Below are 12,349 nucleotides of genomic sequence, written 5' to 3' on the forward strand. Positions count from 1 at the left end.
GCCCCGCGCCGGGGCCCGTGGGGTCAGACCTTGACGATCGCCTCCCACGCCTCGTGCAGGCGCCGCACCGAGACGGGCACGGGCGTGCGGAGTTCCTGCGCGAAGAGCGAGACGCGCAGTTCCTCTACGAGCCAGCGGAACTCGCGCACGCGGGCGGGATCGAGCCCGAGCTCGCGCTCGCGCTTGGTGAGCTCGAGATAGCCGCGCCAGATGGGCATCACCTCGCGCATGCGCTGGATGTCTCGCGCGACGCCCTGCCCCGCGAGGCGCTGGAGTCGCAGGTCGATCGCCGCCAGGTAGCGGGGCAGGTGGCGGAGGGAGTCCCAAGGGGTTGCGATGGGGAAGTTCGGGGGCAGCATCGCGGCGAGCTGCCCGCGCATGTCCTCGACGCTCTCGCTCCACGCGGCGGGGACCCGCCCCGACAGGCGCGACAGGACCGCCTGCGCGCCGCGCAGCACGAGTTCGCACGCGTCCGCGCACTCGCGCACGGACGCGCCGAGGTTCGAGACCGCCCGGCGCGACGCGCCGGTGAACTCGTCCTTCGTGCGCGGGAGGCGCTGCGTGGAGCCGAGCGCCCGCTCGACGACGAGTTCGTTGAACGCCGCCCGGAAGACGCGCGGGTCGCCGAGGATCGCCGCGAGCGCCGACAGGCGTTCGACGTCCGGGTGCCGGTGCGTGGCGCGCCGGACCTCGCCCTCGGCGTCGAGCATGAAGAGACGGCGGAGCCCGGCGCGCGACTCGCGGGCGGCGTTCTCGGCGTGGTCGAACAGGCGGAGCGAGACGCTCGTGAGGCGATCGACCAGCCCGGGGTAGGCCACGAAGATCGTGCCGTAGCGCTCGATCTCGACGCGTTCGGGCAGGTCGCCGAAGTCCCAGGTCGTGAGCCCGTCGCGGTTGAAGGCCTCCGCGCCGCGCGCGATCTCCCCGACGGCCTGCGCGCGCATGAACGACGCGAGGGCCGCCCTGATCTGCCCCAGGTCGCGGTCGGCCGCGAGAACCCGCCCGTCGGCGTCGATCACCTCGACCCGCATGCGCAGGAAGTCGGGCAGGGGCGCGCGCTCGAGCGCATCGCGCGGAACATCGACCCCGAACCTGGTGCGCACCGCGCGGCGCAGCTGCTCGAAGAGCGATCCTTCGCCGAACGTCAGCAGGGGGAGGCAGGCGTCCGCCGCCTCGCCCGCCGGGGGCAGCAGCCGGCGGACGTCCTTCAGCAGCCCCTTGAGGAGCGTCTCGACCTTCTCGCGCAGGTGCCCGGGCACGAGCCAGTGCAGGCGCTCGGACGAGATGCTGGTGATCGCCTCCAGGGGCACGCGGATCGTCACGCCGTCCGTGGGCTGTCCGGGCTCGAGGCGGTACTCGAGCGGCAGGATCGCCGAGCCGAACTCGAGCGCGTCGGGGAAGTCGTCGCGTCGCGGCAACGCCGCCCCGGGCTCCAAGACGTGCTCGACGGACATGTGCAGCACGTCGCGGTCCGCGCCCTTGCGCGTCCGCAGCCACTCGTTGAGGTCGTGCGCGCTCGCGACCGTCGGCGGCAGGCGCTGGTCGTAGAACTCGAACCGGCGGATGGGGTCGGCCAGCAGGTGCGCGCGGCGCGACCGGGCCTCCATGTCGCGCACCTGGCGCACAAGCCCGTGGTTGTGGTCGAAGAACGGCGCGTCGGTGAGCATCGCGCCCTCGACAAGCGCATCGCGGATGAAGATCTCGCGCGCCACGGGCAGGTTCACCGGCGCGTAGTGCACGCGCCGGCGCACGACCAGGTCGAGCCCGAAGAGCGACACCCGCTCGAAGGCCATCACCCGCCCGCTGCGCGCGTCCCAGTGCGGATCGCTGTGCGACTTCGATACCAGGTGCGCCGCGGCGTGCTCGATCGAGGCCGGGTCGGTGGGCGCGCACGCCCGCGCGTACAGGCGCGCGGTGCGGACGAGCTCGGCGCCCATGATCCAGCGCGGGCCGTTCTTGAACAGCGCCGAGCCGGGAAAAATCGAGAACTTCAGCCCGCGCACGCCGGAATACTCGCCGGACTCGCCCTTGAGCCCGACGTTCGACAGCAGGCCCGAGAGCAGCGCGCGGTGGATCGCCTCCACGCGGCGCTTCGTGGCGGCGTCGGGCTTCTCGGTGCCCTGCGGGGCGGGCGGGAGGGGCGGGTGCTTCTCCCAGTCGCGCCGGCCGCGCGGCGCCTCGTGCGCCTCGACGAGCAGCTCGACCAGTTGCCGGTGGATGTCCTCCCACTCGCGCAGACGCACGAACGACACGAACGAATCGCGGCACGCGCGCCGGAGCTTGCCCGACGTCAGCACGCCCGCGCGCTCGTGGTACCAGTCCCACAGGCGCAGCATCGACAGGAAGTCCGACGTCGCGTCGCGGAAGGCCCCGTGCGCCTCGTCGGCCTGCGCCTGCTTCTCCAGGGGTCGCTCGCGCGGGTCCTGCACCGAGAGCCCGGCCACGATGACGAGCACGTCCGCCAGGCAGCAGCCGGGCTCGTCGCGGGCCGCCAGCAGCATCCGCCCGAAGCGCGGGTCGATCGGCAGGCGCGAGAGTTCTCGCCCGAGCGGCGTGATCTTCTTGTCGGCGTCGACGGCGCCGATCTCCGCGAGCGTCTCGTACCCGTCCTTGATCATGCGCGAATCGGGCGGATCGATGAACGGGAACTCGTCGATGGAGCCCAGGCCCAGCGAGAGCATCTGCAGGATCACGCTCGCGAGGTTCGTCCGCAGGATCTCGGGGTCGGTGAACTGCGGACGCGCCGCGTAGTCGTCCTCGCTGTACAGACGCACGCACACGCCCGGGCCCAGGCGCCCGCACCGCCCGAGGCGCTGGTCGGCGCTCGCGCGGGAGACCGCCTCGACCTCGAGGCGCTGCACCTTCGTGCGGGGCGAGTAGCGGCTGATGCGCGCGACCCCGGTATCGACCACGCTTCGGATGCCCGGCACCGTGAGCGATGTCTCCGCGACGTTCGTCGAGAGCACGATCCGGCGCCCCTCGTGCGGGCGGAAGACCCGCAGTTGCTCCTCGGCCGAGAGTCGTGCGAAGAGCGGGAGCACCTCGGTGGGCCCGCCCCCCGGGAACCGGTGCTTCTCGAGCGATTCGGCCGTCTCGCGGATCTCTCGCTCGCCGGAGAGGAAGACGAGCACGTCGCCGGGGCCGTACGACGCCGCTTCGTCGATGGCGCGCACGATCTCGACCTGCATCTCCTCGTCGCGCTCGTCGAGCCCCTCCTCGTGCGGCGGCCTGTACAGCACCTCCACCGGGTAGGTTCGCCCCTCCACGCGGATGATCGGCGCATCGCCGAAGTGCCGGCTGAAGCGCTCGGGATCGATCGTCGCGGAGGTGATGATCACCTTGAGGTCCGGGCGCCGGCTCAGCAGCGTGCGGAGGTAGCCGAGCAGGAAGTCGATGTTGAGCGAGCGTTCGTGCGCCTCGTCGACGATGATCGTGTCGTACGCCTGCAGCAGGCGGTCGCCGGTCACTTCCGCGAGCAGCACGCCGTCGGTCATGACCTTGACGAGCGCGCCCGGGCCGGCGTGATCGCCGAAGCGGACCTTGTACCCGACGAGGTCGCCCGGGCGCGAGCCGACTTCCTCGGCGAGGCGTGCCGCCACGCTGCGTGCGGCGATGCGCCGGGGCTGGGTGTGCCCGATCTGCCCGCGCACGCCCCGCCCGAGTTCGAGGCAGATCTTCGGCAACTGCGTGGTCTTGCCCGAGCCCGTTTCGCCGCACACGACGACGACCTGGTGCGCCTGCACGGCCGCGGCGATCTCCTCGCGCCGGCGCGACACGGGCAGGTCTTCGGGAAAGTGCAGCGCAGGGACGCGTCGCGCGCGCTCGGAAGCCCGGGCCTCGCAGCGCTCGAGCGTCGCGTAGAAGTCAGCGATCGCGGCGGGGACTCGGTTCTTCGCGATGGCCGCGAGGCGGGCGCGGAGTCGCGCCGCATCGCGGACCATGCAGGCGTTGATGCGCTGGAGGAGATCGCCCCGTGCCGTGTTCACAACCCGCGAGGGTAGTGGGCCTGCTACTGCGGCGCGGGGGCGGTCAGCAGCATGCGGACGATCTCGATCTGGTCGGGCGAGTCCTTCGACGGGCCGAAGAGCACGAGTTGGGGCGGGGCGCTCCAGACCGTGCGGGGGACGTAGGGCGTGTCGATCACGACGACGGGGGCGCCGGTGGGCCCGGCGGTGCCGACCTTGGAGACGAAGACCAGGCCGTCGCGGGTGGTGCAGAAGTAGCCGGGCGAGTTGGGGTCCGGGCTGCGGGCCGCCGCGATGGTGCCGGGCGCGAGCGTCTCGAGCGAGCCCGACGCGCCGTCCCACAGGCTCATGCGGGCGCGCGACGGGTTGAGGATCACCAGAGCGCCGTCCGCACCCGCGGCCCCGGGCGCCGGCGTGGACGCGCTCGGCACGCTCAGCGCCACCTGATGTGCGAGCGTGGGGTCGTCGGACGTGTGCAGCAGGCGCGACACGGGCGTGCGCTCGAACTCGTCGCCCCGCGCCCGCAGCACGTCGATGGCCAGCCCCTGCGCCACACGCCGCAGCGCGAACACCGTGCGCGGGTCGTTGCCCGCGAGCGGCGCGACATACGTGCCATCCGCGGGGGCAGTCTCGCGCTCCTGCCCGCTCGGCGCGCGGCGGACGAGCACGGCCCGCGACGCGCCGACATCCCGCCGGGTAAAGAGCAGCGCGCCGTCCGGCGCGAGCACCGCGTGCGCCGAAACGCGATCATCGTGCGCCAGCCACGTGGGTTCGCCCGTCACCCAGTTTGCGCGGCCGATCCACCGAGCGCCGTTCTCGCGCGGGCTCTCGATCAGGAATCCCTCCCGGTCGGCCCCGCGCCCGAGCAGCACGCCCGGCGGGAGCGCGGGGCTCTCCAGCCGTCGGGCCGCGTTCCCGGAGATGTCGTACACCACGATGGTGGTGCCCGCGGGCACGGTGGCGCCGTCCTCGGCGAGGATCGCGTTCCACGCCGGGGCCTCGCCCTGCTGCACCGCCAGGAACCGCCCGTCGGGCGACACCACCGGCAGTGCTTGCCCGTCGTAGGCGATTGCGCCCAGGGGCACGAACGTCACGCCCACGGCGGCGTTCGTCGTAACGCCCCGCGCCGGGCGCGCCACGGGCCCGTCCAACGACGGCGCCGCCGGTCCGGCGGCGCTGCCGACGCCGGCGGGGCCGCCTGCGCCCGTCCCGGGCTTGACGCGCACGCCCCGACCCGTGTCCGTGCGTTCGGTGACGCAGGAGGCGAGCGCGAGCGTCGCGCACAGCGCGGCGAGCAGGATGGGCCGCGCGGGCGTCACTGGGGCCCCGCGTCCGGCTCGGGCGGCTGCTCGGTGGGCGGGGCGGGGGCCTCGCCCTGGATGGTCTGTCGCAGGTTGCGCAGGCGATCGCGGTAGGGCTCGTTCACGGGGTCCATGCTCGCCGCGTCGGTGTTGTTCACGACGATGGGCGTGATGAACACGAGCAGTTCGGTGGTGACGGCGGCCTTCTCGCGGCTGCGGAAGATCCACCCGAGGATCGGGATGTCGCCGAGGATCGGCACCTTGCGGAGGATGTTCGAATCCTGCCGGCGCATGATGCCCGAGATGACCACGGTCTGACGGTCGCGCACGATGAGCTGCGTGGTCGTCTGGCGACGGTCGAAGATGAACCCGCCGTTGGAGCCCTGCCCGGGCGCGATCGACGACACCTGCAGGTTCACGCGCAGATCGACGTCGCCCTGCACCGTGATGCGGGGGCGGGCACGGAGCTGGATGCCCACGGCGCGGTAGTCAAACGTCTGCGTGACGGCCCCGGTGTCCGAGGTCTGCGACGCCGTCGGCACGAGCACGTCCTGCCCGTCGAAGAACTCGGCCTCCTGGTTGTCGGCGGTGAAGACCTTGGGCTCGCTCAGGATGTTCACGGTCTGCTTCTGCGCCAGGGCCTGCAGCAGCAGGTTGAGGTTCACGTTCGCGTTCAGGACCGAGGTGTCGAAGAGCGAGGTCGCCCAGTTGTTCCGCTCGCCCGAGGCCGAGCCGCCGATCGAGACCGAGTTGTCGGCGTTGGTCGGGTTGATCTGCTGGCTGCTCCAGCGCAGGCCCAGCTGCAGCGCGTCCTCGGCGGAGGTCTCGACGACGACCGCCGCCACGAGCACCTGGCGCCCGGGCTTGTCGAGCATCGAGACGAGGTTGACGATGGACTCCTTGTACTCGGGCGGGGCGGCGACCATGAGCGCGTTCTGTCGCCACACCGGCACGATGCGCAGTTGTCCGATCAGGTTCGAACTGGCGCGCCGGTCGGTGGGCGTGCGCGAGCGCTGCCACCAGAACGAGAGGATCTCGGGGTTGTTCTCGGCGTCGGTGGCGGCGGTGGTCGTCGTGGCGGCGGTGTCGGAGAACGGGCTGATGTTCGACGACTCGGCCGAGAGCCCGGTCGCCGACCGGCGGATCTGCGCCAGCGTGCCGTCCTGCGCCAGCAGCGCGTTGAGCTGCTCGGCCACGTCCTCGGCCGACGCGTGCTTGAGCTCGATGATCGCGGGGAGGCCGGCCGTCTGCGGCTGGTCGAGGTCCTCGATGATCTTGTCGATCACCGCGATGTTGTCGATGCTCTTGGCGACGACGACGAGGCGCCCCGCGTCGGGGATCGCCTGGAACGAGAACTGCCCGGCGAGGCGCCCGACGCCCTGCGAGGTCCCGCTGCTCTGCTGCCCGCCCTGCTGCCCGCCCTGCTGCCCGCCCCCGCCGGTGCGCCCGGCCGTCGCCGACGCGCGCCCGAAGAGCCCCTCGAGCAGGTCGCGCACCTTCACCGGGTCGGAGTGCTGCAGGTCGTAGACCTTGGGCACCACGGCCTCTTCCGGCAGGGCCCGGTCCCAATGCTCCTCGATCTGCCGGCGGATCTGCTCGAGGATCGCCGGATCGGCGACCACGGTCACCGAGTTCTGCTGCGTGTTCGCCGTCACGCGGACCTCGTCGGTCGAGGCGGTGGACGTCGTCTCGCCCCCCTGCCCGGGGAAGCGGAACACCGGCTGCTGCTGCTGGCGGTCGTTCTGCCCGCGCCGATTGCTGGCGGACGTGCCCTGTCCGAACAGTTCGTCGATGTTCGCCTTGATCGCCTCGGCGTCGGCGAAGCGGAGCTGGAACGTCGCGGCCTGGAGCGCCGCGGCGCTCGGGCGGTCCAGCGAGTTCAGCAGCCGCTCGATGCGCTGCACCATCGCGATGGGGCCCATGACCGCGACCTGGTTGGATTCCTCGTCGATCGTCAGCTTGGCCGTATCCGGCACGGCGTTCTTCACGATCTCGCCCATCGACTTCGCCGTCGAGTGGCGCAGCTCGAACACCTTCTGCACCAGCGTGCCCAGGTCGGTGCGCGACAGGGTGGACGACGAGGGCCCGATCACCGGCACGTCCTGTTTCGTGATCTCGGCGATGTCGCGCAGCGTGATCGTCGTGGGCGACTCCACCACGCCCACGCCGTTCTGCGCCAGCGCCTGGAAGACCAGGTCCAGCGCCTGCTCGCGCGGGATGGGCTGGTCGTTCATCACCGTCACCTTCCGCGACATGATGTCCTGCTGCGGGATGACCACCTTGCCCGTCGCCTGCACGATGAACTCGATCAGCCGCTCCACCGGCACCTGCTTGAAGGCGAGCACCGTCGGCTCCCCTGTCAGCGGACGCCGCCCCGCGGGCACCCCGTCGCCCGGGGCGTCGGGCGCGGGCTGGCCCACCGCCAGCCCGCACGTCGCGAGCATCACGCACAGGCCCAAGGACACCGGTCGAAGGCGGGTCGGGTGCATCACGTCTGGTCCCCAGCGCTCGGTTCAGGATTGCTGCTCGGTGCGGCGTCGCCGCTCGGTTCACGGTTGCCGGTCGGCGCAGGATCGCCGCCCGGTCGGGCGTTCGGTGCCGCGGGAGGCGTTGTGTCCGCCGGCGCTCCCGGCGTCTCTCGGGGTGCGTCCGCGGGCGGCGTTTCGGGGGCGGGGGGCGCCGGTTCGGCCGGCGGGGTCTCGCCCGGGGCCGGTTCGGCCGGGGGGGTCTCGCCCGGGGCCGGTTCGGCCGGTGGGGTCTCTCCCGGGGCCGGTTCGGGAGACGTTTCGTCCCCGGCGGCGGACGACGGCTCCTCCGCGGGTGCGCCCGCATCGCGGAACACCAGCGAGTCGCGCCTGAACAGGTCGACCGTGAACTCCACGCCCTTCCACTCGATCCTCGCGTTCCACGGCGGGCTGATCGACACCACGCGCAGATCGTTCTTGGCCTCGTCGCCGACCTTCAGCCGCTGTCCGTCCGCGAACCACACTTCGTCGAACACCATCGCCGCGAGCGCGGGCCCGCCGTACGACGACGGGCGGGGCGTCTCGCGCGGGCCCTCGTCGACCGGTTCGGGCGGCGGCGCCTCGGCGACCACCGCGCGGGGGTTGTGAAAGAGCGAGCGACCCGTCACCTGCGCGACGTACCCGCCGAACGCCGTCGAACGCTCGCCCGACTGGCGCTCCGCCTCGGCCACGGGCGGGATCGTGGGGTAGGGTCCCAGGAGCGCGCCCACGAGGTCCCACACGAACAGCAGGAGCACGAGCACCGCCGCGCACGCCGCCGCGAGCGCCGCCTTGCCGATGGGGCGGAGCGCGACGAACGACGCGCGTGCCTCGGCGAGTTCGCTGCGCGGGTCGCTCATCGGGTGCGCTCCTTCCGGGCGAGCAGCCACGACTCCACCGTGATCGAGGCGCTCACGACTTTGGCGCTGCGATCGCGCCCCTCGCCCTGGCGGATCTGGACGTTCGAGATCGTCGTCACCAGCGGGTTCTGCTCCAGATCGGCCAGCACCAGCGCAACCACGTCCGGGTCCGCCTGGAACTCCAGCACCTTCGTCAGCCGATCGATCTTGTGCGTCGCGCCGGCGCGGGTGACCAGCGGCCCGCGGCCCAGGGGCGTGGTGCGCGTCGTGCTCGTCTGCCCCGTCACGCCGTGCTTGCGCAGGATCTCGTCGATCGCCTTGTTGAGCGCGGGCGGGCGCGACTCCGGATCGCCCGGGTACTCGACCTCGCCATACTGGCGCACGCCCAGCAGCGCCGTCTCGCCCGCGCGCTTGATGGTGTCGCTTGCGCCCATGTACCGCTCGAGCACCGCCTCGGCGGCGTCGCCCCGTCCGACGAAGCCGTTGAACACGTCGAGCCCGGGCTCCACCACCCCGAAGTACACCCCCACGCCCACGACGAGCATGATCAGCCAGCGCGCCGAGCGCGGGAGCGACGTGTACCGCTGCGCGAGCGCCATTCAGCCGCCCCCCCGCAGCGCGTCCGCGCGTGCCTTCATCTTCTGGATCTCCTCCTCGATCCGCTGCTTCTCCGCGGCCTCCAACCCCAGGTTGCGCTTGAGGTACAGGTTCCGCGACGTCCAGCCCCGGATGGCCGTCGGGCGGTCCATCTTCTCGATGTCCGCGTCCGACACGCGCGGGGGCGGGCCCTCGGACGCGTCGGCGCCCGGACGCCGATCTCCCGACGTGGACCGGCGCGATTCGCCCGTTGCCCCGCGATCGCCCGGCTCGGGCGGCGGGGGCGGGGGCGGCACGCCGTCCGGGAACAGTCGCTGCACCAGCGTCTTGGCCACGAAGTCGTCCGCCTTGGGCACGTTCAGGTGCGGGTTCGTGATGCGCGCGGTCATGTCGAACTCCACGCGACCGTCCTTCACCTCCACGCGCCCCGTCGTCACCTGCCCGAAGACGCGCGTGTTGCCCAGCGACACCTGAAACGCGGTCACCTGTTCCGTGCTCTCCGCGATACCCCGCAGTTGGAGCCCCTGCTCGGGAGCGAAACGCACCGATGTCGCCGTCACGCCCACGGGGGCGGCCCGCGACAGGTCCATCAGCAGTTTCGTCACCGGCAGTCGCGCCGAGTTGAGCTGCGCGTACAGGTCGGCCTTCTTCTCGATCTCGTCGCGACCGCCGCTGCTCTCCTCGATCGCCCGCACCCGCGCTTCCAGGACCGACGCCCGCGCCCACGCCAGAGCGATCGGCCCGCCCGCGAGCAGCACCAGACCCCCGACCAGCACCGCGGCGGCACGCGTCGGGCTGCGCAGGCCATCGAGCACGCGGGCCGCCCGACCCTTCTGCACAATCGGCGCCGACGCCCGCAGCCCCGCCAGCCCCGCGCGCGAGGGGCGGTCGTCCAGCGCGAGCATCGCCGCCCCCACCGCGACCGCGTAGTCGTCCAGCCAGTTCGCGTCGTCGCGCACCTGCTCCACGCGTGCGCGCAGGTCGCGCACCACGTCGCGGCTCATCCACACCGAGCGCCCGGAAGCCACCTCGCCCCAGCCTGCCTGCCCGGTCGCGCCCGTCTCGGCGAGTGCGGCCCCGACCTTTGCCGCCCACGACCCCTCGTCCGGGTCCTGCTCGAGCAGCACGCGCGCCACCGGACGATCGGCGTTCGCGAAGATGCTGATCGCCCCCTCGCGACGATCCGCGAACACCGCCACGCCCGCCTGCCCGTTCGCCAGCGCGCTCAACGCACCGATCGGTGTCGTCCAAGTCTCGGGGAGCGACGACAGCGCGTCGGGAACGCCCGGACGCAGCCAGCCGGTCACCAGCACGGGCGTGCCCATCCCGGCCCGCAGCCCGCCCGCCTCGCCCACCAGCCCGCCCCCGCGCCGGTGCTCGGGCACGATCCCCGGCAGTTCCGAGTCGCACAGCAGCCGCACCGCGCCGGCGGCCTGGTCTTCGCTCACGCTCCCGGGGAGCATCGCGATCCGCCCCAGCGTCTCGCGCGACGGCGCGACCCGCACCACCTCGACCGCTCCGTGCTCGAGCGCGAACTGCTGCACGCTCATCGGGGCGCCGGCATCCATGGACTGCGCCCCGACGATCCGCAGCCGCCCGCCGGCGCGCGCCACCGCCACCACCCGGCGGCCCCAGGGGCCGTCGTGCACGGCGACGATCGCGCCGCTCCGCTGCCGATTCTGGGCCGCCGCTCGGCTCATCGCACCGTCACCTCCTGCAACACCACCGGCAGCGCGGACCGGTCGATGGTGGCCCTGATTTCCACCTCAATGCCCGTGCGCTCGTCCCGCCCGCGCGAGGTCACAACGTACACGTTCGACCGCACGCAGAGCAACTCGTACATCGCCGCGAGCTGGCGACGCCCGATGCCGGGCACCGCGAGCAGTTCGCCCAGCGACGTGAAGCCCTGGGGCCGGGCCGACCGTTCCGCGATGATCGCGTCCGCCGTTTCGGGCGTGATCTGGGGGATGTACTCCAGCGTCTTCGCGTCGCACGAGTTGATGTTGAGCTTCCCGGGGATGAACGCGCCCACCGCCGGCGGGCCGATGGTGCACTCGTCGAGCAGCGCCCCCAGTTGCTCGGTCGACAGCGCCTCCACGCGGAACTGGCGGGCGCCCTGCTGGTCGCTCTGCTGCTGGCGCACGCGGCGTACGAGCGTCGTGAGGTCCGTCAGGATGAAGTCCCGCACCGCCGGGTTCGACGCGCCGTCCATGTGCTCGAGGATCGCGTCGGCCTGCTCGCGCGTCACCTTCAGCCGGGCCGCCAGTTCGTTCGCGTCGGTCGCCGTCAGGTCCAGGTACGCCTCGCCCGACAGGGCCATGGTGCCCTCGACGCTCGCCGCCGTCAGGATCCCGGAGTACCCCGCGTCGAGCGCGCCGTCGGCGTTGTCGGGGGGCCAGCTCGCGTCGCCGTCGTTCTCGTTGAGGTCCAGCAGCCCGTTGAGGTTCCAGTCCTCGCCCCGCACGTCGCGCGCGTCCATGCCCGCGACCAGTTCCATCTCGGCGATCGAACGCATCGCCCCGTTGCGGGGCTGGTACGGGTGCGGGAGCGTGCGGTAGTAGCCCAGCTCGGCGCCGAGCGTGTTCGGGTCTTCGTCCGCGTCGATCCAGTCGAGCAGCGAGTCGGCCACGTCGTCGGACATGAACGGCTCGAGCGTGAGCAACTGGTCGCGCGTCAGGCGGTTCACGTTCAGCTTGGCGTGCGCGTCGGTCGCGCCGAGCACCTCGCGCCCGTCCTCGGTCGTCGCGATTCTCCACGAGGCGCCGGGCAGCGTGCCCTCGCCGATCCCGGCGATGTCGTCCATGATCGCGTACGCCGATGACAGGTCCGGCGTCTCGGTGTGGTCCTCGATGCGCGCGATCGCCATCTCGAGCCCCGCCCGGGCGGCCCAGTGCGCCCGCACGCGGGCGATCGCCTCGCGACCGGCCGTCGCCTGCGAGAACGAACTCGCCTGCAGCACGCTCACCACGAGCGCGCCGAGCACGATGACGCCGAAGACGAGCAGCGTGGCGAACGCACGACGGCGGGTCATCGGCCACCCCCCCGCGTCGACGTGGGCGCCGGAGCCGCGCCCCGCCCACCGCCGCCGGTGCCACCGCCGCCAGTCCCACCGCCGCCAGTCC

Annotated in this window: 7 protein-coding genes; all 7 read right to left on the minus strand. The window is 72.6% G+C overall.

Annotated elements, in window-relative coordinates; all coding sequences use genetic code 11:
• Positions 1 to 23: 23 nt before the first annotated feature.
• Positions 24 to 3,986 carry an ATP-dependent RNA helicase HrpA gene (gene hrpA / locus SFY69_05210; GenBank protein MDX2131431.1) on the minus strand — a complete coding sequence of 1,321 codons (3,963 nt, stop codon included), beginning with the start codon at positions 3,984 to 3,986 and terminating at the stop codon, positions 24 to 26.
• A 23-nt stretch (positions 3,987 to 4,009) separates the two neighbouring features.
• Entirely contained in the window at positions 4,010 to 5,284 is a 1,275-nt protein-coding gene (locus tag SFY69_05215) for a hypothetical protein (GenBank protein MDX2131432.1), read from the minus strand.
• The gene (locus SFY69_05220; protein MDX2131433.1) at positions 5,281 to 7,755 is read right to left on the minus strand and encodes a secretin N-terminal domain-containing protein; all 2,475 of its coding nucleotides are present in this window, start codon (positions 7,753 to 7,755) and stop codon (positions 5,281 to 5,283) included. Before SFY69_05220 ends, SFY69_05215 begins: the two co-directional genes overlap by 4 nt.
• Entirely contained in the window at positions 7,755 to 8,630 is an 876-nt protein-coding gene (locus SFY69_05225; GenBank protein MDX2131434.1) for a hypothetical protein, read from the minus strand. The genes SFY69_05220 and SFY69_05225 overlap by 1 nt, the downstream gene beginning before the upstream one ends.
• Entirely contained in the window at positions 8,627 to 9,229 is a 603-nt protein-coding gene (locus tag SFY69_05230) for a hypothetical protein (protein MDX2131435.1), read from the minus strand. Before SFY69_05230 ends, SFY69_05225 begins: the two co-directional genes overlap by 4 nt.
• A complete protein-coding gene (locus SFY69_05235; protein MDX2131436.1) occupies positions 9,230 to 10,927 on the minus strand; it encodes a PilN domain-containing protein in 1,698 nt (565 codons plus the stop codon).
• The coding region (locus SFY69_05240) for a type II secretion system protein GspK (GenBank protein ID MDX2131437.1) at positions 10,924 to 12,349 on the minus strand (1,426 nt) is incomplete at its 5' end. The genes SFY69_05235 and SFY69_05240, both read right to left, overlap by 4 nt.

This window comes from Planctomycetota bacterium (assembly GCA_033763975.1).
Lineage (GTDB): Bacteria > Planctomycetota > Phycisphaerae > Phycisphaerales > UBA1924 > RI-211.

Bases quoted from the DNA above. Each gene is read 5' to 3' on its own strand.
- SFY69_05225 (MDX2131434.1), bottom strand. From the start codon at position 8,630: ATGAGCGACCCGCGCAGCGAACTCGCCGAGGCACGCGCGTCGTTCGTC.
- SFY69_05235 (MDX2131436.1), bottom strand. From the start codon at position 10,927: ATGAGCCGAGCGGCGGCCCAGAATCGGCAGCGGAGCGGCGCGATCGTC.
- SFY69_05220 (MDX2131433.1), bottom strand. From the start codon at position 7,755: ATGCACCCGACCCGCCTTCGACCGGTGTCCTTGGGCCTGTGCGTGATG.
- SFY69_05230 (MDX2131435.1), bottom strand. From the start codon at position 9,229: ATGGCGCTCGCGCAGCGGTACACGTCGCTCCCGCGCTCGGCGCGCTGG.